Consider the following 26956-nt stretch of genomic DNA (forward strand, 5'->3'; position numbering starts at 1 on the left):
AGGTAGACATGACGGAGATCCACAAGACCGCGCCGGAAATCAAGGCCGTGCCGGAAACGATGACCGCCGCCTTCGACGACTTCATGGAGGCCTTCGAGGCCTTCAAGGAAACCAACGACCGCCGGCTCGGCGAGATCGAGCAGAAACTGACGGCCGACGTGGTGACGCGCGACAAGGTGGACCGCATCAACCGCGCCATCGACGAGCAGAAGCGCGTGCTCGACCATCTCGCGCTGAAGAAGGCGCGCCCGGCGCTCGGCGGCAGCGGCGAGGGCAGCCTGGAAGCGGCCGAGCACAAGGCGGCCTTCTCCGCCTATATGCGCCGGGGCGACGAGAATGCGCTGAGGGCGCTGGAGGGCAAGGCCATGTCGGTCGGCTCCGCGGCCGATGGCGGTTATCTCGTGCCGCCGGAAACGGATACGGAAATCGGCCGCAGGCTTTCCGTCGCCTCGCCGATCCGGGCGCTGGCGACCGTGCGCCAGGTCTCGGGTTCGGTGCTGAAGAAGCCGTTTGCCACTTCCGGCATGGCGGCCGGCTGGGTGGCGGAGACGGCCGCGCGGCCGCAGACCGGCAATGCGCAGCTCGCCGAACTCTCCTTCCCGACCATGGAACTCTACGCCATGCCGGCGGCGACGGCGGCGCTGCTCGACGACGCGGCGGTGGATGTCGAGGGCTGGATCGCCTCCGAGGTCGACATCGTCTTCGCCGAGCAGGAAGGCACCGCCTTCGTCTCCGGCGACGGCACCAACAAGCCGAAGGGCTTTCTGAGCTACACGAACGTCGCCGACGCGAGCTGGAGCTGGGGCAATATCGGCTATATCGCGACGGGTGCTGCGGGCGCCTTCAAGGCGTCGAGCCCCTCCGACACGCTGTTCGACACGGTCTATTCGCTGAAGGCGGGGCACCGGCAGAACGGCACCTTCGTGATGAACCGCAAGACGCAAGGCACTATCCGCAAGTTCAAGGATGCGGACGGGAACTATCTCTGGCGCCCGCCGGCATCGGCCGGCCAGGCGGCCTCGCTGCTGGGCTTTGCCATCGCGGAGGCCGAGGACATGCCGGATGTTGGGGCCGACAGCTTCTCCATCGCCTTCGGCGACTTCCGCTCCGGCTATCTCGTCGTCGACCGTACGGGGGTGCGCGTGCTGCGTGATCCCTATTCGGCCAAGCCCTACGTGCTGTTTTACACGACCAAGCGCGTCGGCGGCGGGGTGCAGAATTTCGAGGCAATCAAGCTGGTGAAGTTCGCGGCGAGCTGAGCGACGTCATCCAATAGCGCCGTCATGGTCGGGCTTGACCCGACCATCCACCCGCCGTCGCATGGCTGTGGATCCTCGGGTCAAGCCCGAGGATGACGGAGAGAGTGCACCGGCGGTCGTCCCCTGACGCCGGTGCTGGCGGGCGCGGTTTCCTCCCGGCCGCGCCCGCCGTTCCTCCAGACCGGACAGGACCCCATGACCATTGCCGAACTGATGCCGCCGGCCGCGGAGCCGATAACGCTTGCCGAAGTGAAGGCGCATCTGCGCCTCGATGCCTCCGATGAAGACACCCTGCTTGCGGGCCTGATGTGCGCCGCGCGGGAACACCTGGAGGGACAGACGGGGCTGGCGCTGATCGCCCGCACCTTTCGCCTCTATCTCGACGACTGGCCCGAGGCCCGCGTGATTCACATTGCCAGGGGGCCGGTGCAAACCATTGAAACAGTGACGGTTTACGACGCCTCCGGTGCGCCGGTCGAGGTCGATGCGACGGGCTATGTGCTGGACGGCACGGCGCGGCCGGCGCGGCTGGTACTGCCAGCGCGTCCGGCGACGGAACGCGCGCTGAACGGCATCGAGATCGATTTCACCGCCGGTTTCGGCGAGAGCGGCGCGGAGGTGCCGGACACGCTGAAGCGGGCGCTGCTGCTGCATGTCGCGGCGATGTACGAGCTGCGCGGCGTGCTTTCGCTGGACGACCAGCCGGGCGCGGTGCCGCAGGGTTACGACCGGCTTGTCGCGCCTTATGCCATGCGGAGGCTCTGATGGCCTTCGACGGAACCATCGATCCCGGCGCCTTCACGGCGCGGCTGGTGCTGGAACAGCCGGTGGAAACGCCGGATGGGCAAGGGGGCGTGGAGCGCACATTTTCCGCGCTGGCGACGCTCTGGGCGCGCATCGAGCCGACCGTCGCGAAGGCGGACGAGGCGGCGGGAACGCTGCCGGTGACGGTGACGCACCGCATCTGGATGCGGCGGCGAGAAAGCCTGGCGGGCGGCATGCGGCTGCGCAAGGGCGCACGGCTCTTTGCCATCCGCGCTTTTCGCGATCCGGATGAGACGGGGCGCTACACGCTTGCCGACTGCGAGGAGATCAAGCCATGAGCGCGGCATCGGCCCTGCAGAAGGCGATTTTTGCTCGGCTTTCGGGTGACACGGCGCTTACGGCGCTGGTCGGCGCCAACGGCATCACGGACCGGCGGCTCACCGAGCCCGCCTCGCCGCTGGTGGTGATCGCCGGCATCGACAGCGCGGACCATTCGACGGCGAGCGAGACCGGCGAGGAGCACACGGTGACGCTGGAGGCCTGGTCGGAAGCGGCGGGGCACCGGCAGGTGCAGGCGATCGCGGCGGCGGTGCGCGCGGCGCTCGACGACGCGGCGCTGGCGCTCTCCGGTCATCATCTCGTGCTGCTGTTTCATCGCGATACGCGGCTCAGGCGCGACGGCAAATCCCGCTTTCACCGTGCGGAAATGCGCTTCCGGGCGGTGACGGAACCGGACGCTTAACCCCATTTTTCGAAGAGGAACCTTGCCATGGTGGCACAGAAGGGGCGGGACCTGCTGCTCAAGATCGATAACGGCGCGGGTTTTGCGACGGTTGCGGGGCTGCGCTCCAAACGTTTGTCGTTCAATGCGCAGCTCGTCGACGTGACGGATGCGGAATCGGCGGGGCGTTGGCGCGAGCTTCTGGGCGGTGCCGGCGTGCAGCGTGCGGCGGTCAGCGGCAGCGGGATTTTCAAGGACCAGGCGTCGGATGCGACGGTGCGCGCGCTGTTCTTCGGCAGCACGATCGTCCACTGGCAGGTCGTCATTCCGGATTTCGGCACGGTCGAAGGGCCGTTCCAGATTGCGGCGCTGGAATATTCCGGCGCGCATGATGGCGAGATCGTCTTCGAGATCGCGCTGGAATCGGCCGGCGTGCTGACCTTCGGGGCGCTCTGATGGGCGCGCGGGCGAACCGGCATCGCGGCGAGATCGAGGCCGTCTTCGATGGCGAACGGCGGGTGTTGTGCCTGACGCTGGGGGCGCTGGCCGAGCTGGAGACGGCCTTTGCCGTCGACAGCCTGACAGGGCTCGCCGAGCGTTTTTCCTCCGGCCGGCTGAAGGCGGATGACCTGATCCGCATCATCGCCGCCGGGCTGCGCGGCGGCGGCAATCTCTTCAGCGACGAGGATGTGGCTTCGATGGCGGTTGCGGATGGGCTTGCGGGTTTTGCGCGCATCGCCGCGGAGCTATTGCAGGCGACGTTTGGGTCAGGTGCCGAAAACCCTCCGGGGCCGCATCCGGCGTGAGCGGCGAGAGGGCCGCCTTCCCCTGGGAGGCGGTGCTCCATGCCGGGCTCTGCCGCATGCGGCTTTCCGCGAAGGACTTTTGGGCGATGACGCCGCGCGAGCTCGGCTTTGCGCTCGGCGTGCTGCGGCCCTTGCCGGCGGTGCCGGGGCGCCAGACGCTTGCGGCGCTGATGCAGGCCTTTCCCGACAACAAGGAGTGAACCATGGCGGACGACAATCCTCTCTCCGGCACGCTGGACGATGCCGGCGCGCTTTCGACGATCTTCGACGACCTGGAGGCGCGCTCGCGCTCCTTCGGATCGGCGCTGACCAGTGCGCTGAAGGGCGCCGTCGTGGATGGCAAGGGGCTGGAAAGCGTGCTGCGCGGACTGGCGCTGCGCATGAGCGATATCGCGCTTTCCGTCGGCCTGAAGCCGCTGGAGGGGCTGTTGTCCTCCGGGCTTTCCGGCCTGCTTGGCGGGGCAACGCCCTTTGCCAAGGGCGGCGTGGTGGCCGCGCCCACCTATTTCGGCAGCGGCGGCGGCCTTGGGCTAATGGGCGAGGCGGGGGCGGAGGCGATCCTGCCCTTGAAGCGCGGGCCGGACGGGGCGCTGGGTGTTGCGACCGAAGGCGGCGGCGCGCGGATCGTCTTCAATGTGACGGCGCAGGATGCGGCGAGTTTTCGCAAATCCGAAGGGCAGATCGCGGCCATGCTGACGCGTGCGGTGGGGCGTGGGCAGCGGAGTTTGTAGGATTAGGGGCAGGCCCCGCAGGCGAGGATAGAGACATGGCAGGATTTCATGAGGTGCGGTTTCCGTTGCGGGTGGCGCTCGGCACCAGCGGCGGGCCGGTGCGGCGGACGGATATCGTCAGCCTGTCCAACGGGCGCGAGAACCGCAACCGGCGCTGGCAGGATGCACGGCGGCGATACGATGCGGGATCGGGCGTGCGCTCGGTCGAGGATCTTTATGCGGTGCTCGCCTTTTTTGAGGCGCGGGCGGGGCAGTTTTACGGGTTTCGCTTTCATGACCCGGTGGATCATACGTCCTGCGCGCCGGGTGGGACGGTTAGCGCGAGCGACCAGCAGATCGGCACCGGCGATGGGGTGACGGCGGGGTTTCAGCTTGTGAAGCGCTATGCGGATGCGGGTGGCGAGACGGTGCGGACCATCGACAAGCCGGTGGCGGGCACGGTGGTGGTTTCCGTTGCGGGCGGTGTTCGGCCGGTGGGCGATTACACAGTGAATTCCGCGACGGGCGTCGTGACCTTCAAGCCGGGGAAAATTCCGGCTTCGGGCGTCATCCGGGCCGGCTACGAATTCGATGTGCCAGTGCGCTTCGACACGGACCGCATCGATATCGATCTCGCGCAGTTCAATGCCGGGCGCATTCCTTCCATTCCGCTTCTGGAGATCAAGCCATGAGGACGATCCCGAGCGGGCTTCAGGCCCATCTCGACGGGGAGGTGACGACGCTCTGCCATGCCTGGCGGGTGACGCGGCGCGACGGCGTGGTGATGGGCTTTACCGATCACGACCGCGATCTTTCGTTCGGCGGACTGGACTATCTGGCGGCGAGCGGTTTCGAGGCGAGCGAGGCGGAGGACGGCAACGGGCTTTCCGCCGAGGGCGGCGATGTTTCGGGCGGGTTCTCCGCCGAGGCGGTCCGCGCGGAGGACCTTTCTGCGGGGCGGTATGACGGGGCGAAGGTCGAGGTCTATACGGTCAACTGGCAGGACCCTTCGCAGCGGTTGCTGCTGCGCACGGCAGAGCTTGGCGAGGTGCGGCGCGAGGGCGGGCTTTTTCGCGTGGAACTGCGGCGGCTGACGCATCGGCTGGACCAGGTGCATGGCCGCATCTACGGGCATCGCTGCGATGCGGTGCTCGGCGACAACCGTTGCGGGAAGGATGTTTTGACATCGGCATTCCAAGCGACGGCGACGGTGAGCGCGGTGCTGGACGACATGCGGCTGCGGGTGAGCGGGCTTTCGGGCTTTGCCGACCGGTTCTTTCGCTATGGCGTGCTGACGTTTACCAGCGGCGCGGCCGAGGGGCTGACGGCGGATATCGAGGACCAGCGCAAGGCGGGCGGGGAACTGACCTTCTGGCAGCCGGTGCCGGCGGGTGTTCTCGTCGGTGACACGATGTTGGTGACGGCAGGGTGTGACAAGCGCTTTTCCACCTGCAAGGCGAAGTTTGCCAATGCGCTGAATTTTCGTGGTTTTCCGCATATGCCGGGCAGCGATTTCACCTATGGCTATGCCGATGGCGAGACCGTGCATGACGGGAGGCCGCTTTATGAGTGACGGCCAGTTGAAACCCCCTCATCCGGCCTGTCGGCCACCTTCTCCCCGTGGGGGAGAAGGGGATTCGCTGGTGCCGTCAGTTTCCGCTTTATGCGTTGCGGAGACGCAGAATGCTTCCATCCCTTCTCCCCCACGGGGAGAAGGTGCCCGAAGGGCGGATGAGGGGGTGGGCGAGCGCGTCGTCGAAATCGCGCGCGGCTTTATCGGCACGCCGTATCGGCACCAGGGATCGTTGAAGGATGTCGGGTGCGACTGTCTTGGGCTGGTTCGCGGCGTTTGGCGAGAGCTTTATGGGGCGGAGCCGGAGGTGCCGGGGCCTTATGCGGCGGACTGGGCGGAGCGGGCGGGGGAGGAGCGGCTGCTTGAGGCGGCGGCGCGGCATTGTGGCGGCGTGCTTCCGGTTTCGGCGCTTCGGCCGGGGGATCTTCTTATCTTTCGCTGGCGGGCGGGGGTGGCGGCGAAACATGCCGGCATCGCGGCGCCCGATGAGCGTTTCATCCATGCCTACGAGCAGGGGGCGGTGATCTCTTCGCCGCTCGTGCCTTCCTGGCGACGGCGCATTGCCGGCGTCTTCCGCTTTCCGGAGATTGGCTGAGCCATGGCGACACTTCTTTTCCAGGCGGCCGGTGCTGCACTCGGCGGCATTTTCGGGCCGTTCGGGGCAATCCTTGGGCGGGCAGTGGGCGCGCTTGCGGGATCGGCGGTCGACCGGTCGCTGATCAACGGCATGACGACGATTTCCGGTGCGCGGCTGAACGACGGGCGCGTGCCGGGGGCCGAGGAGGGCACGGCGATGAGCCGCGTCTATGGCACGGCGCGTGTCGGCGGCACGCTGCTCTGGGCGACGCGGTTCGAGGAGGAGGTCTCCGTCGAGCGCACAGGCGGCAAGGCGACGGGGCCGCGGGTCGAGACCTATAGTTACTTTGCGAATTTCGCCGTTGGGGTGTGCGAGGGGCCGATTGCCGGCATCCGGCGTGTGTTTGCGGACGGGCGGGAGATCGACCTGACGGGCATCGAGATGCGCTTGCATCGCGGCACGGCGAGCCAGGCGCCCGATCCGCTGATCGAGGCGAAGCAGGGGGCGGGCAATACGCCGGCCTATCGGGGGCTCGCCTATGTCGTTTTCGAGCGGCTGCCGCTCGATATGTTCGGCAACCGCATTCCCATCCTGCAATTCGAGGTGCTGCGGCCGGTGGGTTCGCTGGAAAGCAAGATCCGGGCGGTGACGGTCATTCCGGGGTCGAGCGAGCATGGTTACGATCCGCGGCTGGTGACGGAGAAGATCGCATCCGGCAAAGGGCGCAACATCAACCGCAACACGCTGGTCGCGGCGACCGACTGGGTGGCGTCGATCGACGAGTTGCAGGCGCTTTGCCCGAATCTGGAGCGGGTCGGGTTGGTGGTCGCCTGGTTCGGCACGGATCTGAGGGCCGGGCAGTGCCGGATCGTGCCGGGCGTGGAGGTTTCCGCGCGGCAGGACGAGAGCCGGCCCTGGAAAGTCTCCGGCATTGCGCGTGAGGATGCCTATGTCGTCACCCGCGTCAACGACCGGCCGGCCTATGGCGGCACGCCGTCGGATGCGAGCGTGATCGCGGCGATCCGGGACCTGAAGGCGCGCGGCATCGAGGTCTATCTCTATCCGTTCCTGATGATGGACGTGCCGATCGACAACGATCTGCCCGATCCCTATGGCGAGGCGCAGCAGGCGCCCTATCCCTGGCGCGGCCGCATCACCTGCCATCCGCCGTCCACCAACAAGACGGCGTCGGCGCGGGGGCAGGTGGAGGCTTTTGTCGGCAATGCTGATGCGGGCGACTTTGCCGTTTCGGGCGAGGCGATCACCGGGCCGCTCGGCGACGAGGGGTTTCGGCGGCTGGTGCTGCATTATGCGCTGCTGGCGGAAGCGGCGGGCGGGGTGGACGGGTTCCTGATCGGCTCGGAAATGCGGGGCTTGAGCTGGCTGCGCGACGGCAGCGGCGATTTTCCCTTCGTCGAGGCGCTGGTCGATCTGGCGGCGGATGTGCGGGCGATCGTCGGCGGCGGCACGAAGATCACCTATGCGGCGGACTGGAGCGAGTATTTCGGGCACCAGCCGGGCGATGGCAGTGGCGAGGTGCGCTATCATCTCGACCCGCTCTGGGCCTCGTCGGCCATCGATGCGGTTGGCATCGACAATTATATGCCGCTCTCCGACTGGCAGGATGCGGATACGCTCGCCGGCAATCCGGACGGTTTTCGCCATTCGGAGGACATGGCGGCGATGCGGGCGATGATCGCCTCCGGCGAGGGGTTCGACTGGTATTACCCCGATATGGACGCGCGCCGGGCGCGTGAACGCGCGCCGATTTCGGACGGCATGGCGGGCAAGCCCTGGGTGTTTCGCTACAAGGACCTCGAAAACTGGTGGGGCAACCGGCATTACGAGCGCGGCCCGGGCGGCGCGGAGCTGCCGGGCCATACGGCCTGGTTGCCGCGCTCCAAGCCGATCTGGTTTACCGAACTCGGCTGCCCGGCCACCGACAAGGGGGCGAACCAGCCGAACGTTTTCGTCGACCCGAAAAGCTCGGAGAACGCGCTGCCCTATCATTCCGGCGGCGCGCGCAACGATGCGGTGCAACGGCGCTTTCTCGATGCGCACCATGGCTGGTGGCAGGGCAGCGGGCCGGAGGCGGGCATGGTCGATCCCGATCATATCTTCATCTGGACCTGGGACGCGCGGCCCTATCCGGCCTTTCCGGAGGATACGGCGCTGTGGTCGGACGGGCTCAACTGGCAGCGCGGACATTGGCTGAACGCGCGGCTGGGGGCGGGCACGATTGCGGATGTGATTGCCGCCGTGCTGAAGGATCACGGGTTTACGGATTTCGACGTCTCGGGTGTCGCGGGCGATCTCTCGGGCTTCGTGCAGGCCGACCAGACGTCGGCGCGCGGGCTGATCGAGCCGCTGATGGAGGCCTTCCAAATCGATGCGCTGGAGGCGAACGGCAAGCTCGTGTTCCGTTCCAGGCTGAAATCGGCCCTGCTGCCGACCGAGCTCGCGATCCTCGCCGAGCGGCCGGACGAGGCGCTGTTCGAGGAGAGCCGGGGGCATATCAGCGATTTTGCCGGCGAGGCGATCCTCGACCATTTCGACGGGGCGGGCAGCTATTCGCGGGTGACGGCGCGCTCGCGCCGCATGGCGGGCGGAAACGATCGCGTGCTGCGGCTGGCGCTGCCGGCGGTGCTGCATGCGGGGGCTGCGGCGGCCAGCGTCGAGACGGCGCTGCGCGACCAGCGGGCGGGGCAGCGGCGGGTGGCGTTTCGCCTGCCGCCGACGGCGCTTGCCGTGACGCCGGGCGATATCGTGCGCCTCGCCGATGGGCCGGAAGGACGGTTCCTGATTACGGGCATCACCGATGGGCTGGTGCGCGAGGTGGAGGCGCGGGCGATCGCCGCGGGGGAAAGCCCGGCGCCGCTGCTCATCGAGGGCGCGAGCCGTCCTTCGAGCGGGGCGGGGCCGGGGGATGCGTTTACGCCGGAGGTCGTGTTCCTCGATCTGCCGATCCTGGGCTCCGGGGCGGCGCAGGATTTTGCGCGGGTTGCCGCCTATGCGCAGCCCTGGCGCTCCATGGTCGTTTCGAGCTCCGAGGGCAGCGAAGGGTTTCGCAGCCGTGTGCGGCTGGAGCGGCCGGCGCGGATCGGGCGGCTTGTCGATCCGCTCGCCGTGGGCGTTGTCGGGCGGTTCGACCCGGATCGGGCGGTGGTGCTGGATCTTGCGGGCGGCGGGCTCGCCTCGGCGGAGACGCTTGCCATGCTGAACGGCGCCAACCGCATTGCGGTTCGCGGCGGGAACGGGGCTTGGGAGATCATCGGCTTCACCGGGGCGAGCGAGATCGCGCCGGGGCGCTGGCGGTTGACCGATCTGTTGCGGGCGCTTCATGGCACCGATGATGCGATGGCCTCCGGCCATGCGGCCGGGGCCGTGGTCGTGGTGCTGGACGATGCGGTCCGGCCGCTTGGGCTGGATGTCGAGGAGGTGGGGCGGCTTTCCAACTGGCTTGTCGAGGCGGTCGGCGGTTCGGGCGGGCAGGCGGGGCCGTTTGCCTTTGCCGGCGGCGAGCGGGCGCTGACGCCGCTGGCGCCGGTGCATCTGCGCGGCCGGCGCGGGGCCGATGGCGTGGTGCGGCTGTCCTGGGTCAGGCGGGGGCGGATCGATTCGGATACCTGGCTTTCCGCCGAGATCCCGCTCGACGAGCCGAGCGAGGCCTATCGCCTTGATATTCTCTCCGGCGAGACGGTGGTGCGCCGCGTCGAGACCGCGGTTCCTGCTTTCACCTATGCCGCCGTCGCGGAACTTGCCGATTTCGGGGCGCCGCAGACGAGCATGAGCATTCGCGTGCGCCAGCTTGGCCGCGCGGTGCCGCTCGGCCTGCCGGCGCGCGCCACCATCACCCTTTGAACGAAAGGAAAAAGCGATGAACGACGATCTGAAGGCCTGGTATCAGTCGCGCACCGTCTGGGGCGCGCTGATCGCGATTCTCGCCTCGCTTGCCAACGCCGCGGGCCTTGAGGTGACGGCGGGCGACGAGGGGGAATTGGCCGATCTCGTGGTGTCTGCGGTCGGCACGATCGGCGGCCTGATTGCGCTCTACGGGCGGATTTCGGCGCGCCGGCGGGTGCGGTGATGGCGGCCGGATCGTCCACAGGGCATTCATTTGCCATTCAGCGAGGATCGTTTATTGCTTGCATCACAATGATCCGCACCTGAAAGTATGTTCATGGCATCGCCACTTCTCATAACCGCGCTTGCGGCCAGCCTGCTCCTTCCGGGGCCCGTCGAGACGGGAACCGCGCGGGATGTCGTTGCGGTGGCCGGCGATTGCAGCGCCGCTGCGGCGCAGGTGGTGGAGCAGACCGGAGGCGAGCTTCTCTCGGCGCAGCCGAAGGGCGACACCTGCGTGGTGACGGTGCTCGTGCCCGGCAAGGGCAATGCCCGGCCGCGCAAGGTGACCGTGCGCGTACCGATGTAAGGCCTCCAGCAGCCTTTCACGATGGAATGAGATAGGAAAGAGGCCGAATGCGCATCCTGGTGGTCGAGGACGACGTCAACCTGAGCCGGCAGCTCAGCGAAGCCCTGAAGGAATCCGGCTACGTGGTGGATCAGGCCTTCGACGGCGAGGAAGGCCACTATCTCGGCGATACCGAGCCCTATGACGCCATCATCCTCGATATCGGTCTGCCGGAAATGGACGGTATTACCGTCCTCGAAAAATGGCGTGCCGACGGGAAAACCATGCCCGTCCTCATCCTCACCGCCCGCGACCGCTGGAGCGACAAGGTCTCCGGTATCGATGCGGGCGCCGACGACTATGTGGCCAAGCCCTTCCATGTCGAGGAAGTTTTGGCCCGAATTCGCGCGCTCATCCGCCGGGCGGCGGGGCATGCGAGCCCGGACATCGTCTGCGGGCCGGTGCGGCTCGACACCAAGGGCTCCAAGGCGACGGTCAACGGCGAGACGCTGAAGCTGACCTCGCATGAATATCGGCTGCTCTCCTACCTCATGCACCATATGGGCGAGGTGGTGTCGCGCACGGAGTTGGTCGAGCACATGTACGACCAGGATTTCGATCGTGATTCCAACACGATCGAGGTTTTCGTCGGGCGCCTGCGCAAGAAGATCGGCGTCGACCTGATCGAGACCGTGCGCGGCCTCGGCTACCGGATGCAAGCCCCCGCCAATGGCAAATAACGCCAGGCGCTCCCGCTCGCTCACCTTCCGCGTTCTGCTTCTCGCCTCGCTCTGGGCGGCGGTCGCCCTTATCGTGATTGCCGTCGTCATCTCGACGCTCTACCGCCAGAGCGCGGAGAAGAGCTTTCGCGATCTTTTGCGCGCGCAGCTCTACAATGTCATCAATTCCGTTTCGACGGACGAGAATACCCGGCTTTCCGGCGCGCCGCAGCTTGGCGACCTGCGCTTCTTCCAGCCGCAATCGGGCTGGTACTGGATCGTCGAGCCGATTGGTGGCGCGCTGGCGACGGAGACGCTGACGTCGTCCTCGCTCGGCATCGGCAGCATTCCGATCCCCGATACGGACAGCATTCCCTTCGATACGCGCTACGAGCGCTTCTACACGACCATCGATTCCTTCGGGAACGAGGTGGAAGTGGGGGAGACGGAAGTGGTGCTGGACGACGAGGGGCGCACGGCGCGCTTTCGCGTCGTCGGCAACCGCGATGTGCTGGAGGCCGACATCGACGACTTTTCCGGCAGCCTCTACCTGGCGCTTGCCGGTTTCGGTTTCGGCAGCCTGCTGCTCAACGCGGCGGCGATCCTCATCGGCCTGAAACCGCTGGACCGGGCGCGCAAGGCGCTGGAAAAGATCCGGGCTGGCGAGAGCGAGCAGCTCGACGGCGATTTTCCTCGTGAAATCCTGCCCTTGGCGAGCGAAGTGAATGCGCTGATCGACAGCAACCGGCGCATCGTCGAGCGGGCGCGCATGCAGGTGGGCAACCTTGCCCATTCGCTGAAGACGCCGATTGCGGTGCTGCTCAACGAAGCGCGCCTGCTGGCGGCCCCGCAAGGAGATCTCGTGCGCACGCAGGCGGAAGCCATGCAGAGCCAGGTGCAATCCTATCTCAACCGGGCGCGCATCGCCGCGCAGCGCGAATCCGTGCTCGCCCGTACCGAGACGCTGCCGGTGCTGGAACGGCTGGTGCGCGTGATGCGGCGCCTCAACGTCGACAAGCAGTTTCCGCTCGGCGTCGATCCGCCTAACCTGGTGTTGGCGATGGAGCAGCAGGACGTCGAGGAAACCGTCGGCAACCTTCTGGAAAACGCTGCGCGTTATGCCCGTACCACCGTGGAGATCCGTGCCTTCGTCGCACCGGCGGAGGTGCGTGGCAGCGACGACGCGCGCAAGAGCTGGATCGTCATCGAGGTGGAGGACGACGGGCCGGGGCTGGAGCCGGGCGAAATCCGCGAGGCTATGAAGCGCGGGAAAAGGCTCGATGAAAGCAAGCCGGGTACAGGTCTCGGCCTTTCGATCGTCAGCGAAATTGCGTCGGAGTACCAGGGAACCTTCGGGCTTTCGCGGGGTTCCGGCGGCGGTTTGCTGGCGCGCCTCGTGTTGCCGGCTGTCACAAAGGATGTTGCCTGAGGCGGCGGACAATGCAACAAGGGAGGGGCTCGCGAATATGAGGATCGCGGGATGGACGAATTGCCGGGCGGCGTGCCGCCCCATGCGTGAAGAGAGACGGTTCCAGCGGATGAAGACGGGTTTGCGCGGCGCCTTTTTCCCTTTCCTTCTGGCAGCAGCGACGGTTTCGGGATGTACGACCACATCGGGTGGCAAGACGCAGACCCGCGGCACGGTGCCGGCGGGCGCGGGCGTGTATATCACCGCGCTGCAGGGCGGGCTCGTCAGCCGCAATGCCGCAGCCGGGCTTTCCAAGGCCGACATGCAGCGGGCGCTCGAAGCGGAATACCGTGCGCTTGAAGCTGCACCCGGCGGACAGCCGGTCGTCTGGCAGGGCAAGGGCGTCAGCGGATCGGTGGTGGCGGCAGCGCCCTACCAGGTCGGCTCGCAGAACTGCCGGCAGTACAGCCACACGCTGACCGTCGACGGCCGCGATACCGCGACGCGCGGTGCGGCCTGCCGCAATGCGGACGGGGCCTGGACGCCGCTTTCCTGACAACGCTTTGACGGTTGCGGCGAAACGCCTCAAATTTGCGTCATTGTTCCCTGGGGAATTGGAAATGCCGGCGCGTTCCAGTATTTGATCTGTCATGCTTTTCTGGATTCTTGTCGCCATCCTGACGGCCGCGGTCGCCGCCGTCCTGCTCCTTCCCCTGCTGCGCCGCCCCGTGGCGGCTGCGGGCGACGACAGCCATGACGTGGAAGTCTATCGCGACCAGCTGGAAGAATTGAAGCGCGACCAGGCGACGGGCCTGATCGGTGCGACCGAGGCGGAGCTTGCGCGGGCGGAAGTGGCGCGCCGGCTGATCGCCGCCAGCAAGGCCGAGGCGAAGGACCGGGCAAGCCCGGCCGAGCGCCGCAACCTGATGGCGCAGATCTTCGTCATCGTGATGCTGCCCGCCATCGGGCTCTGTCTTTACATCGCGGGCGGGCGGCCGGATCTTCCGGCCCAGCCGCTCGCAGAGCGCCTGGCAAACCCCGGCAACGACATCAACATGCTGATCGCGCGCGCCGAAAACCATCTGGCACGCAATCCGCAGGATGGGGCGGGGTGGGACCTGCTGGCGCCGATCTATTATCGCGGCGGGCGCATGGAGGACGCGGCGAACGCCTTCTCCCAGGCAATCCGCCTGCTGGGCGCCACCCCCGAGCGGCTGGACGGCCATGCGGAAACGCTGATCGCGCTCGCGAACGGCATCGTGACCGCCGAGGCGCGCGTACAGCTCGAACAATCGCTGAAGCTGAAGGCGGACAATCCGCGCGCAAAATATTACCTCGCGCTGGCGCTGGAGCAGGAAGGCAAGAAGCCGGAAGCCCGCGCCGCCTTCGAGGCTCTGGCCAAGGAAGCGCCGGCGGATGCGCCGTGGCTGCCGCTGGTCAACCGGCACATCGCATCCCTGGGGGAAAACCAGCTCGGCAATCCGACGGCAGACGATGTCGCGGCGGCCGAAGGCATGGCGACGGGCGACCGGCAGCAGATGATTGCCGGCATGGTCGAAAGCCTTGCGTCGAAACTTCAGGAAAATCCCGACAATTTCGAAGGATGGATGCGCATCATCCGTTCCTATGTTGTGCTGGATCAAAGGCCGAAGGCCGAGGCTGCTCTACAGACGGCGCTCAAAACCTTCCCGGCGGCGAGCGAGAACGGCAAACAGCTTCTGGCGCTGGCCAAGGACCTATCGATTTCGGCTGAGGGCGGCGGACAATGACACGCAAACAGAAACGCTTGGCGGTGATCGGCGGCGGGGTGGCCTTCCTGGTCGCGGCGGTGCTGCTCGTCATGTTCGCCTTCAGCCAGTCGATCGCCTATTTCTATGTGCCGGGCGATCTCGCCAAGACCAATGTGCCGCCCGGCACGCGCATCCGGCTCGGCGGCCTCGTCGAGAACGGCACGGTGAAGCGCGGCGAGGGCTCGACCATCACCTTCACGGTGACGGACACGCTCTCCACGGTGCCGGTGACCTATACCGGCATCCTGCCCGACCTGTTTCGCGAGGGGCAGGGCGTGGTGGCGGAAGGCGCCTTCGGCACGGACGGGCTGTTCGTCGCCGACACGGTGCTCGCCAAGCATGACGAGACCTATATGCCCAAGGACGTGGCGGACCGGCTGAAGGCGCAGGGCGTGGAACTCTCCGGCAAGGAAACGATCAAATGATCATCGAGCTTGGACACTATGCCTTGGTTCTGGCGCTGGCGACGGTGATCGTCCAGTCCGTGCTGCCGCTGATCGGCACCATCCGGGGCGACCGTTCGCTGATGGCGGTGGCGCCCGCCGCGGCCCTCGCCGGCTTCCTGCTGGTACTCTTCTCCTTCTCGGTGCTCACCTTCGCCTATGTCGTCTCCGATTTTTCGGTGGCGAATGTCTGGGAGAATTCGCATTCGCTGAAGCCGATGATCTACAAGATCTCCGGCGTGTGGGGGAACCATGAGGGCTCGATGCTGCTCTGGCTGCTCATCCTCGTCTTCTTCAGTGCGCTAGTCGCGACCTTCGGCGCCAACCTGCCCGAGCGGCTGCGTGCCAATGTGCTGGCGGTGCAGGGTCTGATTTCGACGGCGTTCGCGCTGTTCATCCTTTTGACGTCCAATCCGTTTCTCCGGCTTTCGCCGGCGCCGGCCGAAGGCAAGGACCTCAATCCGGTGCTGCAGGATATCGGCCTCGCCATTCATCCGCCGCTGCTCTATCTCGGTTATGTCGGCTTTTCCGTCTGTTTCTCCTTCGCCATCGCGGCGCTGATCGACGGGCGGATCGATGCCGCCTGGGCGCGCTGGGTTCGTCCGTGGACGCTCGCCGCCTGGAGCTTCCTGACGGCCGGCATCGCGATGGGCTCCTACTGGGCCTATTACGAACTCGGCTGGGGCGGCTGGTGGTTCTGGGATCCGGTGGAGAATGCCTCGTTCATTCCCTGGCTTGCCGGCACCGCGCTGCTGCATTCGGCGCTCGTCATGGAAAAGCGCGAGGCGCTGAAGATCTGGACGGTGCTGCTCGCCATCCTCACCTTCTCCATGTCGCTGCTCGGCACCTTCCTCGTGCGCTCCGGCGTGCTCACCTCGGTGCATGCCTTCGCGACCGATCCGACGCGCGGCGTGTTCATTCTTGCCATCCTCGTCTTCTTCATCGGCGGCGCGCTGTCGCTCTTCGCCTTCCGGGCCGCGACGCTGAAGGCCGGCGGGCTTTTTGCGCCGATCTCGCGCGAGGGTGCGCTCGTCCTCAACAACTTGATCCTGACAACCGCGGCGGCGACCGTTTTGACCGGCACGCTCTATCCGCTGGTGCTGGAAGCGCTGACGGGCGAGAAGATTTCTGTCGGCCCACCCTTCTTTAACCTGACCTTCGGCTTGCTGATGCTGCCGCTCCTGCTGGCGGTGCCGTTCGGGCCGCTGCTCGCGTGGAAGCGCGGCGACGTGCTTGCGGCCGGCCAGCGGCTGTTTGCGGCGGTCGGCGTCGGCCTTCTGCTGGCGGCGGCCGTGGTCTACGCGCAGAACGGCGGGCCGGTGCTGGCCTATTTCGGGCTTGCCATCGGCTTCTACATGATCACCGGGGCGATCACTGATCTCTGGCTGCGCTCCGGCCTCGGCAAGGTGGCGCGCAACGTCGCCTTCCGCCGCTTCATCGGCCTGCCGGGCTCGGCCTTCGGGGCCGCACTCGCCCATATGGGTGTCGGCGTGATGGTGATCGGCGTCATCGCGGTGACGGCCTTCGAGACGGAACATGTCGTGGAGATGAAGCCGGGCATGCAGGTGGAGGCGGGCGGCTATGTGCTGACCTTCGACGGTATGCGCCGTGGGCAGGGGCCGAACTATTCCGAAGAATCGGGCCACTTCACGGTGGCGCGCGGCGGCGTGACGGTGACCGACGTCTGGTCCTCCAAGCGCCTCTACACCGCGCGCCGCATGCCGACGACCGAGGCGGGCATCCGCACCTTCGGCTTCAGCCAGCTCTATGTGTCGCTCGGCGATGCGATGGCGGATGGCGGCATCGTCGTGCGCGTCTGGTGGAAGCCGATGATCCTGTGCATCTGGCTCGGCGCGCTGATCATGATGGCGGGCGGCGTCGTTTCGCTCTGCGACCGGCGCCTGCGCGTCGGGGCGCCGCAGAAGGTGCGCAAGGTGAAGCCGGTGCTGGAGGCGGCGGAATGATGCGTCGCCTGCTGCTTGCCGTGGCTTTTGTGCTTGCCGCATTCCCGGCCTTTGCCGTCAATCCGGACGAGGTGCTCGCCGATCCGGCGCTGGAGGCGCGTGCACGGGCGCTGTCGTCGCAGCTTCGCTGCATGGTGTGCCAGAATCAGTCGATCGACGATTCGAATGCCGAGCTCGCCCGCGACCTCAGGCTTCTTGTGCGCGAGCGGCTGAAGGACGGCGACAGCGACGAGGCGGTGATAAACTATGTCGTCTCGCGCTACGGTGAATTCGTGCTGCTGAACCCGCGCCTGCGCGGCGAGACGCTGCTGCTCTGGGGCGCGCCGATCGTGCTGTTCCTTGCAGGGGCGGCGGCCATGGTGCTTTTCGTGCGCAAACGCGGCGGCAAGCCGACCGGAACGCCACTTTCAGAAGCGGAAAAGGCCGAACTCGAAAGCGCGCTAAAGCGCGACTGACCCGGAATTCTCCAACATTACGAAAAATTCATGCTGCGGATAGTGCGCCGTAATGTGCGCGAGCCTATCTCTTCTCCATCGGCTGCTGAACGCGGCCATGAAGTGAGAGAAAAGGTGCAAAGAATGTCCAAGATTTCAGCATTCCGTCCCAACCTCAAGACCGTACTGAAGACGACCACCGTCGCCGGACTTGCGGCCGTTATGCTCGCGACCGGCATTCCCGCGCGTGTTACCGAGAGTTTTGCAGAGGCCGTTTCCGTCCAGGCGCCGCAGGTCGCGAGCTTCGCCGACGTCGTCCAGGCCGTCTCGCCGGCCGTGGTTTCCGTTCGCGTCCAGTCCGATATCAAGCCGGCTTCCGATGAGGGCGGCAACAACTTCAGCTTCAATTTCGGCGGTCGCGATCTCGACGAGCTGCCGGACAACCACCCGCTGAAGCGCTTCTTCCGCGAGTTCGGCGGCCAGGACGGCTTCCGCGGCGACCGCGGCCCGGATCGCCGCTTCGGCGATCGCCGTGACCGCAAGCCGCACCTGCGCCCGACCTCGCAGGGTTCCGGCTTCTTCATCTCCGAAGACGGCTACATCGTTACCAACAACCACGTCGTCAATGACGGTTCGGCCTTCACCGTCGTCATGAACGACGGCACCGAACTCGATGCCAAGCTGATCGGCAAGGACAGCCGCACCGACCTCGCCGTGCTGAAGGTCGACGACAAGGACAAGCGCAAGTTCACCTATGTGAGCTTCGCCGATGACAGCCAGATCCGCGTCGGCGACTGGGTCGTCGCCGTCGGCAACCCCTTCGGCCTCGGCGGCACGGTGACGGCCGGCATCATCTCGGCCCGCGGCCGCGATATCGGCTCCGGCCCCTATGACGATTACCTCCAGGTGGACGCTGCCGTGAACCGCGGCAATTCGGGCGGCCCGACCTTCAACCTCAACGGCCAGGTCGTCGGCATCAACACCGCGATCTTCTCGCCGTCAGGCGGCAATGTTGGCATCGCCTTCGCCATTCCGGCTTCTGTTGCCAAGGGCGTCGTCGCCGACCTGATGAAGGACGGCAAGGTCGACCGCGGCTGGCTCGGCGTGCAGATCCAGCCGGTGAGCCGCGACATCGCCGACTCGCTCGGCCTTGCGGATGCCGCCGGTGCGCTCGTCGTGGAGCCGCAGACGGACTCGCCCGGCGCCAAGGCCGGCATCCAGAAGGGCGACGTGATCACGGCGCTCGATGGCGAGCCGGTCAAGGACCCGCGTGACCTCGCCCGCCGTGTCGCCGACATGTCGCCCGGCACCAAGGTCGACGTTTCGGTCTGGCGTGACGGCAAGGCGCAAAACGTCTCGGTCGAGATCGGCACGCTTGCCGGCGAGCAGATCCAGGCCGCCACGGGCACCACCGAGGAAGCCGAACCGGAAGCCCCCGCCAGCGAGCAGGCGCTTGCCGATCTCGGCATCACGGTCACCCCGGACGACAAGGGCCTGACGGTCTCTGCCGTCGACCCGGACTCCGACGCCAGCGACCGCGGCCTGAAGGAAGGCGACCGCATCACCTCCGTCAACAACCAGGCTGTGAAGTCTGCCGACGACGTGGTGAAGGTCATCAACAACGCCCGCAAGGACGGTCGCTCCAAGGCGCTGTTCCAGATCGAGACCAACGACGGCAGCCGCTTCCTGGCACTGCCGATCGAACAGGGCTGAACGGCTCCGTAACCTCGCTCCACGGCGCCGCGAAATCGAAGGGTTTCGCGGCGCTGCCGCATCGGGGTTTCGCGCGTCTAGCCAAGTCCCGCTGAACATGCTGTAAGGTCCGGACGATGAAGATATTGATTGTGGAAGACGATCTGGAGGCGGCCGCCTATCTCTCGAAGGCCTTTCGCGAGGCGGGCATCGTGCTCGACCATGCGAGCGACGGCGAAAGCGGCCTCTTCCTCGCCACCGAGAACAGCTATGACGTGCTGGTCATCGACCGCATGCTGCCGCGCCGTGACGGCCTGTCGGTGATCTCCGAGCTGCGCCGCCGCAACATCCACACGCCCGTGCTGATCCTCTCGGCGCTTGGCCAGGTCGACGATCGGGTGACCGGGCTTCGCGCCGGCGGCGACGATTATCTGCCGAAACCCTACGCGTTCAGCGAGCTTCTGGCCCGCGTCGAGGTGCTCGGGCGTCGCAAGGGCACGCCGGAGCAGGACATGGTCTACCGCGTCGGCGATCTGGAACTCGACCGGCTGTCCCACACCGTCAAGCGCGCCGGCAAGGAGATCCTGCTCCAGCCGCGGGAATTCCGCCTGCTCGAATATCTGATGAAGAATGCCGGCCAGGTGGTGACGCGCACCATGCTGCTGGAAAACGTCTGGGATTATCATTTCGACCCGCAGACCAATGTCATCGACGTTCATGTCTCGCGGCTGCGCTCGAAGATCGAAAAGGATTTCGACCAGCCGCTGCTGCGCACCGTGCGCGGCGCCGGATACATGATGAAGGACGAGGCGGCGGGCTGACCTCATGCATCGGATGCTCGGCCGGCTGACCGCTCTCTACCGAACCACGGCGGTGCGCCTTTCCGCGGTCTATCTGCTGCTGTTTGCCACCTGCGCGGCCTTCCTCGTTTTCTACGTCTCCTCCATGTCGGAAAACCTGCTGCAGCAGCAGATGCGCGAGGCGGTGGCGCAGGAGACCGAGCAGATCGAGCGCGTCTTCGACAACAATGGCATGAACGGCCTGCTGCGCACGCTGGAGCGGCGCTCGCGCCAGCCCGGCGCCAATCTCTACGTCATCGCCAGCCCGACCGGCGAGGTGCTGGCCGGCAACGTGGCCTCGCTGCAACCCGGCGTGCTGGACACCGAGGGCTGGACGGAGACGCCGTTCCGTTATCAGCGCTACCAGGAAGAGGCGCGCGGCAACAACCGCCCCATGGCCTATGCGCAGGTGAGCGTGCTGTCCAACGGGCTGCGCGTGCTCGTCGGCCGCGATCTCGGCGAGCCGGAGAATTTCCGCAACCTGGTGCGCCAGGCGCTGATGGTGGCGCTCGGCGTCATGGGCGTCGGCGCGCTCGCCATCTGGTATCTCATCGGCCGCAATGCGCTGAAGCGCATGGACCGCATGTCCGGCGCCAGCCAGCGCATCATGGCGGGCGACCTTTCGCAGCGCCTGCCGACGAGCGGCTCCGGCGACGAGTTCGACCGGCTGTCCGAATCGCTCAACACCATGCTCGGCCGCATCGAGAAGCTGAACGAGGGCCTGAAGCAGGTCTCCGACAATATCGCGCACGACCTGAAGACACCGCTGACGCGGCTGCGCAACAAGGCGGAGGCGGCGCTTGCCGGCGGCGAAAAGACCGATCACCGCACGGCGCTGGAGGAGATGATCACCGAATCCGACCAGCTCATCCGCACCTTCAATGCGCTCTTGATGATCTCCCGCGTCGAGGCCGGCCAGGCGCCGGCGGAAATGAGCGCGATCGACATCAGCGGCATCGCGCATGACAGCGCCGAGCTCTACGAGCCGGTGGCCGAGGATTGCGGGCTGAAGCTCGTGACTGACATCGCCGACGGCATCGAGATCACGGGCAATCGCGAGCTCGTCGGCCAGGCGCTCGGCAACCTCATCGACAATGCGGTGAAATATGCCGAGGGCAGCGGCGGCGAGCCGGAAATCCGCATTTCGCTTGCGCTCCGGGAGGGCGACGTCGTGCTCTCGGTTTCCGATAGCGGTCCCGGCGTGCCGGAGGAAAAGCGCGACGACGTGGTGAAGCGCTTCGTGCGCCTCGATGCCAGCCGCTCCAAGCCCGGCACAGGCCTCGGCCTGTCGCTCGCCGTCGCCGTCATGGAGATGCATCACGGTCGGCTGGAGCTCGATTCCACCCATCCGGAACGGGAAAACAATCGGGGGCTGACGGTCCGCATGGTTTTCCCCGTCGTTGTGGACTGATACAGCTCTTCGGCAACGAGCGAGCAAAAGCTCTTGCTGAGGAGACATCATGAGCGCAACGGAAACGACGCGGTTTTCCGATCTTTCGACGAGCCCGATCCGGCCTTTGAGCCAGGCGGAGGTCAAGTCGGTGCTCTCCGATCTCAAGGATTGGGGCAGGGACCACGCCGCCATCGCCAAGCTCCTCGGTGAGGACGGGCCGCTCAGGGACTTCATCGTCGCGGCCTTTTCCCTCTCGCCCTATCTGCGCGACACCGCGCGCATCGACCCCGGCCTGCTCGTCCGCGCGCTCGAAGAGCCGATCCTGCCCGCCATCGAGGCCGCGATCGACCGTGCGCGAAACGCCTGGCAACCGGCCGGCGAGGTGACGGAGGCCATGCTGATGACCCGGCTGCGCGTCGCCAAGCGCGAGGTCGCCTTCCTCACCGCGCTCGCCGACCTTGCCCGGATTTTTGACGCGCGCCGGACCACTGCGCTGCTGACCGACCTTGCGACCGCCGCGACCTCCGCCGCCATCGACCATCTCCTCCTCTCGGCGCATGACAGCGGCAAGCTGAAACTGCCCGATCCCGCGCATCCGAGCGACAGGTCGGGCCTCATCGTGCTCGGCATGGGCAAGCTCGGCGCCTCGGAACTCAACTATTCCTCCGATATCGACCTCGTCATCTTCTTCGATCCGATGGCGCAGATCGCGGTCGATGCAAACGAAGCCGTCGAGACCTTTTCCCGCCTCGTGCGCCGGCTGATCCGCATCATGCAGGAGCGCACCGGCGACGGTTATGTCTTCCGCACCGACCTGCGCCTCCGGCCCGATCCGGGCGCCACGCCGCTTGCCATCTCGGTCGATTCGGCCATGCTCTATTACGAGGGCAGGGGGCAGAACTGGGAGCGCGCCGCCTTCATCAAGGCGCGGCCGATCGCCGGCGACATCAAGGCCGGTGAGGCTTTCCTGAAGGACCTCATCCCCTTCGTCTTCCGCAAATATCTCGATTATGCGGCGATCGCCGACATCCATTCGATCAAGCGGCAGATCCATGTGCACAAGGGCCATGGCGAGATCGCGGTCAAGGGCCACAACGTCAAGCTCGGCCGTGGCGGCATCCGCGAGATCGAGTTTTTCGTGCAGACCCAGCAATTGATCGCCGGTGGCCGCGTGCCGGCGCTCAGGCTGCGTGCCACCGAGCCGATGCTTTCGGAACTCGCGAAGGCCAACTGGATCGACGCGGCGACGGCCGGGGAATTGACTGAAGCCTACTGGTTCCTGCGCGATGTCGAGCATCGCATCCAGATGGTGCGCGACGAGCAGACCCATCTTCTGCCGGAAACGGAAGCCGAGCTGAAGCGCATTGCCTTCATGCTGGGTTTCGAGGACACGGCCGGCTTTTCCGCCAAACTGGTTTCGGTGCTGAAGACCGTCGAGCGGCGTTATGCGGCGCTGTTCGAGCAGGAGGCGAAACTCTCGTCGGAGACCGGCAATCTCGTCTTCACCGGCCAGAAGGACGATCCGGATACGTTGGAAACGCTGAAGCGCCTCGGCTTCGAGCGCCCCGCCGACATTTCCCGCACCATCCGCACCTGGCATTACGGCCGCTACCGCGCCACGCAATCCGTCGAGGCGCGCGAGCGGCTGACGGAGCTGACGCCGCAGCTTCTCAGCGTCTTCGGCGAGAGCAAGCGGGCGGACGAGGCGCTGCTGCGCTTCGACAGTTTCATCTCCGGCCTGCCGGCGGGCATCCAGCTCTTCTCGCTGCTCGGCAACAATCCCGCACTGCTGTCCCTCATCGTCAACATCATGTCGTCCGCGCCGCGGCTTGCCGAGGTGATCGCGGCAAAACCCCATGTCTTCGACGGCATGCTCGACCCGAGCCTGCTCGCCGAACTGCCGACGCGCGCCTACCTCTCCGAGCGCATCGATGGTTTCGTCTCCGGCGCCCGGCACTATGAGGAAATCCTCGACCGCCTGCGCATCATCGCCGCCGAACAGCGCTTCTTGATCGGCATCCGGCTCCTGACCGGCGCCATCACCGGCAAGCAGGCCGCCCGCGCCTTGACCCATGTCGCGGACCTCATCGTCGCCGCCGCGCTGAAGGCGGTGCTGGAGGAGATCGAGGCGGCGCATGGCAAATTCCCCGGCGGGCGCGTGGCGCTGGTCGGCATGGGCAAGCTCGGCAGTTTCGAGCTGACCGCCGGCTCCGACATCGACCTCATCCTGCTCTACGACCACGACGCCGACGCGTTCGAATCGGATGGCGCCAAGCCGCTCGACAACATCAAATATTTCACCCGAATCACGCAGCGGCTGATCGCGGCACTCTCCGCCCCGACCGCCGAAGGCGTGCTCTACGAGGTCGACATGCGCCTGCGCCCCTCCGGCAACAAAGGCCCGGTCGCGACCCGCATCACCTCCTTTGCGAAGTACCAGATGGAGGAGGCGTGGACCTGGGAACACATGGCGCTGACCCGCGCCCGCGTGCTCTCAGGCGACGAGAGCCTTGCGGCGGAGGCGCAGGCGATTTTCGCCTCCGTGCTCGGGCGCAAGCGCGAGGTCGGCAAGATCGCCAAGGACGTCGCCGAAATGCGAACGCTCATCGACCAGGAAAAGCCGCCGAAGGACATCTGGGACCTGAAGCTCATTGCCGGCGGGCTGATCGACATCGAGTTCATCGCCCAGTTCCTGGCGCTCGTGGCGCCGGCGAAGGGGGCGGCGCAGCCGGACAAGGTGCTGCCGACGGCCGACGCGCTGGCGCTGTTGGGTGCCGAAATGATGGACCCGAACGACCTCGACACGGTGCAGAAGGCGCTGACGCTCTATACGGAGATTTCGCAGATCGTGCGTCTCTGCATCGACGGCGGTTTCGACCCCAAGGAGGCCCCCGCCGGCCTTATCGACCTCGTCTGCCGCGCTGGAGACTGCCCGGACCTGCGCACGCTGGAAGCCGAAATCCGCCGGCTGTCCAAGGCCGTGCGCAAGATTTTCCAGGCGACGGTCAAGGGCTGACCGTCGCGGTCTTCACGCCGCCACGAGATGCAGCGCCGCCAGCCGTTCCCGGTCGGGAATGCGCACGGAGATGATCGTGCCCTTGCCTTCCAGCGAGCGGATGCGCATGGCGCCGCCGTGCAGGTGGGCGAGGGAGCGGGAGATGGCGAGGCCGAGGCCGGAGCCGCCCTTGCTCTTGGCATATTGGCTCTGCACCTGCTCGAAGGGCTGGCCGATCTTCTGGAGGGCGGATTTCGGGATGCCGATGCCGGTATCGGCGATGGTGAGCGTCACCGCGCCATCCACCCGGCGCGCCCGCACTTCCACCTCGCCGCCGGCATTGGTGAACTTCATGGCGTTCGACAGGAGGTTCAGCAAGATCTGCTTCATGGCGCGCCGATCGGCAACCGTCAGCAGATTGTCCGGATAGGCCTGGCGCACCTGAATGTGCTTCTTCTCCGCCTGCAACATGGTGAGCCGCAGCGTCTCCTCGATCAACGGCGCCAGATCGATCGTCTCGCAGCTCACGCGCATATGGCCGGCCTCGATCTTCGACATGTCGAGGATATCGCTGATGACGTTCAGGAGGTGTTTGCCGCTCTCGTGGATGTCGCGGGAATATTCGCGGTACTTGTCCGAGCCGATCGGGCCGAACATCTGGTTTTGCAGGATTTCGGAGAAGCCCAAGATGGCGTTGAGCGGCGTGCGCAGCTCATGCGACATGTTGGCGAGGAATTCGGATTTTGCGCGGTTCGCCGCCTCGGCGCGTTCCTTTTCCGCCTGGTAATTGGCGTTGGCGACCGAGAGTTCCGATTTCTGCCGCTCCAGCTTGGCGCGGGACGCCGAAAGGTCGCCGATGGTTGCCATCAGCCGGCGCTCGGATTCGCGCAGGCGCACCTGGTGGCGCTTCATCATGGTGATGTCGGTGCCGACGGAGACGAGGCCGCCGTCACGGGTGCGCCGCTCGTTGATCTGCAGCCAGCGCTCGTCGGCAAGCTGCACTTCGCTGGTCTGCGAGGCGCCGGTGCCATCCGCATCGGCGATGCGCCGCTCGATGACCGGGCGGGCGGCCGCGGCATGCACCGCCGCGCGCTCGGTGCCGGGCACCAGCACGTCGTCAGGAAGGCCGTAGGCCTGCTGGTAATGCGCATTGCACATGACGAGCCGGTCGCTCTTGTCCCACAGCACGAAGGCCTCGGACGTGCATTCGATGGCGTCGGCAAGGCGCTGGTCGGCTTCCTGGTAGCGCTGGGCGAGCCGGTGCTGCTCGGTCACGTCCATGGCGATGCCGATCATGTGCATGCGGCCGGAGGCCATGCGGATGAGCTGGGCGCGGGCGCGCAGCCACACATAGTGCCCCTCGGCATGGCGCATACGAAACACCTGATCGACCTGCTTGGCCTCGCCGCGGGCGACGGCGCGTGCGACCTGGTAGATGCCGTCGTCGTCGGGGTGCATCAGGCGCGCCGCATCGCCGAAGGACAGCACGCTGTCGCGCGCCGGCATGCCGAGCATTTCGTACATGGAGCGCGACCAGAACAGCCGTCGGCTGGTGAGGTCGAAATCCCACAGGCCGCAGCGGCCGCGGGCGAGCGCCGTCTCGACGCGCAGGTTGGATTCCGCGAAGATCGCATCCGCATCGCGGGCGCGCTTCGCCTGGATATAATAGGCGTAGAGGATGACGAGCAGGATCGCCGAAATGCCGGAGAACAGCGTGACGTTCAGCGCCACCTCGTCGCGCCAGAACACCGCGAGCTGCCCCAGCGGATTGGCGACGATGATGAAGCCGCCCTTCTTGGGCATCTGCACGAGCGAGGCGTAATATTCCTCGCCGCCGACGCGGGCGCGGAAGACGCCGGCCTGCTCGCCGAAATACTGGCTGGCCGCCAGCTCGGGCGAGAAGCGCGCAAGCGACTGGCCGACATACTGCGCCGCCGCAAGCGACGCGCCGAAGACGTGCCCCTTCTCCTCGACGAAAAGCACCAGCCCGCCCGGCTGCATGCGGTCCTGCGGCAGGTTGAGGGTGAGCGCCGCCTCGACCGCCATGCGGTCGGATTTCGCGAGGCTGTCGGCCATGCGGCCGGAGAAGACGGCGCCAACGGCCAGTGCCGTCAACGAGGTCGTGTCGCGTACGCTCGTGTCCATCCGGTCGTGCTCGACCAGGATACCGACCATGCGCGAGATGGCCACCACGAACAGGAAGGCGATGATCAGGATCGGTATCGACCGCTTCAGCACGGGCTCGGCCCGTGTCAGATGCCGTGCGGCAGGTCCGGCGAATATCTTCGCCTGTCCCGTCAGTTCATCTTCCCAGGCCGCCATTCCCGGAAATTTGAGACGAGTCCACCCGCCGGCTGCGCGTCCTCGTTGCGCGTCCGCCATAGTCTTAAACCTTGTACCTTTTCGTGATTCGGCGCGCCGCTCGCCCGAATCTACCCTAATGAATCAATTGTGATT

At 66.4% G+C, this 26956-nt stretch carries 26 protein-coding genes; 25 read left to right on the forward strand and 1 reads right to left on the reverse strand.

Annotated features, from left to right (window positions below; all coding sequences use genetic code 11):
• Positions 1-8: 8 nt before the first annotated feature.
• The 25 genes from AC1RWL_RS27620 to AC1RWL_RS27740 all read left to right on the forward strand — a co-directional run bounded on the left by AC1RWL_RS27620 (position 9) and on the right by AC1RWL_RS27740 (position 24520).
• Positions 9-1259: a phage major capsid protein gene (locus tag AC1RWL_RS27620; RefSeq protein ID WP_493096691.1), complete on the forward strand. Its 1251-nt coding sequence runs from the start codon at positions 9-11 to the stop codon at positions 1257-1259.
• A 195-nt stretch (positions 1260-1454) separates the two neighbouring features.
• Positions 1455-2024: a head-tail connector protein gene (locus tag AC1RWL_RS27625; RefSeq protein WP_493096692.1), complete on the forward strand. Its 570-nt coding sequence runs from the start codon at positions 1455-1457 to the stop codon at positions 2022-2024.
• Positions 2024-2362: a phage head closure protein gene (locus AC1RWL_RS27630; RefSeq protein ID WP_493096693.1), complete on the forward strand. Its 339-nt coding sequence runs from the start codon at positions 2024-2026 to the stop codon at positions 2360-2362. The genes AC1RWL_RS27625 and AC1RWL_RS27630 overlap by 1 nt, the downstream gene beginning before the upstream one ends.
• On the forward strand, positions 2359-2766 hold the full coding sequence (locus tag AC1RWL_RS27635) for a DUF3168 domain-containing protein (RefSeq protein WP_493096694.1): 408 nt from the start codon (positions 2359-2361) through the stop codon (positions 2764-2766). The genes AC1RWL_RS27630 and AC1RWL_RS27635 overlap by 4 nt, the downstream gene beginning before the upstream one ends.
• 27 nt (positions 2767-2793) lie before the next feature.
• Positions 2794-3201 carry a phage major tail protein, TP901-1 family gene (locus tag AC1RWL_RS27640; RefSeq protein ID WP_493096695.1) on the forward strand — a complete coding sequence of 136 codons (408 nt, stop codon included), beginning with the start codon at positions 2794-2796 and terminating at the stop codon, positions 3199-3201.
• Entirely contained in the window at positions 3201-3551 is a 351-nt protein-coding gene (locus AC1RWL_RS27645) for a gene transfer agent family protein (RefSeq protein WP_493096696.1), read from the forward strand. Before AC1RWL_RS27640 ends, AC1RWL_RS27645 begins: the two co-directional genes overlap by 1 nt.
• Positions 3548-3751, forward strand: coding sequence for a rcc01693 family protein (locus AC1RWL_RS27650; RefSeq protein ID WP_493096697.1), 204 nt, complete (start codon positions 3548-3550; stop codon positions 3749-3751). The genes AC1RWL_RS27645 and AC1RWL_RS27650 overlap by 4 nt, the downstream gene beginning before the upstream one ends.
• A 3-nt stretch (positions 3752-3754) precedes the next feature.
• Complete coding sequence (locus AC1RWL_RS27655; RefSeq protein WP_493096698.1) at positions 3755-4282, forward strand: phage tail tape measure protein; 528 nt, start codon at positions 3755-3757, stop codon at positions 4280-4282.
• Positions 4283-4317: 35 nt separating this feature from the next.
• Positions 4318-4953 (forward strand): phage distal tail protein, Rcc01695 family, encoded by a 636-nt coding sequence (locus AC1RWL_RS27660; RefSeq protein ID WP_493096699.1) that lies wholly within the window; start codon positions 4318-4320, stop codon positions 4951-4953.
• The gene (locus AC1RWL_RS27665; RefSeq protein WP_493096700.1) at positions 4950-5834 is read left to right on the forward strand and encodes a phage/gene transfer agent baseplate hub protein; all 885 of its coding nucleotides are present in this window, start codon (positions 4950-4952) and stop codon (positions 5832-5834) included. Before AC1RWL_RS27660 ends, AC1RWL_RS27665 begins: the two co-directional genes overlap by 4 nt.
• Before the next feature lie 166 nt (positions 5835-6000).
• The gene (locus AC1RWL_RS27670) at positions 6001-6429 is read left to right on the forward strand and encodes an NlpC/P60 family protein (RefSeq protein WP_493096701.1); all 429 of its coding nucleotides are present in this window, start codon (positions 6001-6003) and stop codon (positions 6427-6429) included.
• A gap of 3 nt (positions 6430-6432) precedes the next feature.
• Entirely contained in the window at positions 6433-10272 is a 3840-nt protein-coding gene (locus AC1RWL_RS27675) for a baseplate multidomain protein megatron (RefSeq protein ID WP_493096702.1), read from the forward strand.
• Between the two features lie 16 nt (positions 10273-10288).
• Positions 10289-10498, forward strand: coding sequence for a hypothetical protein (locus AC1RWL_RS27680; protein ID WP_493096703.1), 210 nt, complete (start codon positions 10289-10291; stop codon positions 10496-10498).
• Positions 10499-10591: 93 nt separating this feature from the next.
• Positions 10592-10843: a hypothetical protein gene (locus tag AC1RWL_RS27685; protein WP_256120858.1), complete on the forward strand. Its 252-nt coding sequence runs from the start codon at positions 10592-10594 to the stop codon at positions 10841-10843.
• 47 nt (positions 10844-10890) lie between these two features.
• Positions 10891-11562, forward strand: coding sequence for a response regulator transcription factor (locus tag AC1RWL_RS27690; RefSeq protein WP_256120859.1), 672 nt, complete (start codon positions 10891-10893; stop codon positions 11560-11562).
• The gene (locus AC1RWL_RS27695; RefSeq protein WP_493096704.1) at positions 11552-12970 is read left to right on the forward strand and encodes an ATP-binding protein; all 1419 of its coding nucleotides are present in this window, start codon (positions 11552-11554) and stop codon (positions 12968-12970) included. The genes AC1RWL_RS27690 and AC1RWL_RS27695 overlap by 11 nt, the downstream gene beginning before the upstream one ends.
• Before the next feature lie 109 nt (positions 12971-13079).
• Complete coding sequence (locus AC1RWL_RS27700) at positions 13080-13505, forward strand: RT0821/Lpp0805 family surface protein (protein ID WP_493096878.1); 426 nt, start codon at positions 13080-13082, stop codon at positions 13503-13505.
• A 94-nt stretch (positions 13506-13599) separates the two neighbouring features.
• A complete protein-coding gene (ccmI, locus tag AC1RWL_RS27705) occupies positions 13600-14718 on the forward strand; it encodes a c-type cytochrome biogenesis protein CcmI (RefSeq protein ID WP_493096705.1) in 1119 nt (372 codons plus the stop codon).
• Entirely contained in the window at positions 14715-15164 is a 450-nt protein-coding gene (gene ccmE / locus AC1RWL_RS27710; RefSeq protein ID WP_493096706.1) for a cytochrome c maturation protein CcmE, read from the forward strand. The genes ccmI and ccmE overlap by 4 nt, the downstream gene beginning before the upstream one ends.
• Complete coding sequence (locus AC1RWL_RS27715; protein WP_493096707.1) at positions 15161-17146, forward strand: heme lyase CcmF/NrfE family subunit; 1986 nt, start codon at positions 15161-15163, stop codon at positions 17144-17146. The genes ccmE and AC1RWL_RS27715 overlap by 4 nt, the downstream gene beginning before the upstream one ends.
• The gene (locus AC1RWL_RS27720; RefSeq protein WP_493096708.1) at positions 17143-17601 is read left to right on the forward strand and encodes a cytochrome c-type biogenesis protein; all 459 of its coding nucleotides are present in this window, start codon (positions 17143-17145) and stop codon (positions 17599-17601) included. The genes AC1RWL_RS27715 and AC1RWL_RS27720 overlap by 4 nt, the downstream gene beginning before the upstream one ends.
• Before the next feature lie 123 nt (positions 17602-17724).
• Positions 17725-19293, forward strand: a complete 1569-nt coding sequence (locus AC1RWL_RS27725) for a Do family serine endopeptidase (RefSeq protein ID WP_492648860.1) — start codon at positions 17725-17727, stop codon at positions 19291-19293.
• Between the two features lie 116 nt (positions 19294-19409).
• Positions 19410-20093, forward strand: coding sequence for a response regulator transcription factor (locus AC1RWL_RS27730; RefSeq protein WP_439618385.1), 684 nt, complete (start codon positions 19410-19412; stop codon positions 20091-20093).
• A gap of 13 nt (positions 20094-20106) precedes the next feature.
• Entirely contained in the window at positions 20107-21522 is a 1416-nt protein-coding gene (locus AC1RWL_RS27735; protein ID WP_493096879.1) for a sensor histidine kinase, read from the forward strand.
• A gap of 49 nt (positions 21523-21571) precedes the next feature.
• Positions 21572-24520 carry a bifunctional [glutamine synthetase] adenylyltransferase/[glutamine synthetase]-adenylyl-L-tyrosine phosphorylase gene (locus AC1RWL_RS27740; RefSeq protein ID WP_493096709.1) on the forward strand — a complete coding sequence of 983 codons (2949 nt, stop codon included), beginning with the start codon at positions 21572-21574 and terminating at the stop codon, positions 24518-24520.
• A 12-nt stretch (positions 24521-24532) separates the two neighbouring features.
• On the opposite strand, the gene AC1RWL_RS27745 is transcribed toward AC1RWL_RS27740, so the two are convergent.
• Complete coding sequence (locus AC1RWL_RS27745; protein ID WP_493096710.1) at positions 24533-26881, reverse strand: PAS domain-containing sensor histidine kinase; 2349 nt, start codon at positions 26879-26881, stop codon at positions 24533-24535.
• Positions 26882-26956 lie beyond the last annotated feature (75 nt).

The organism is Shinella sp. GW821-FHT10F02, assembly GCF_058809275.1.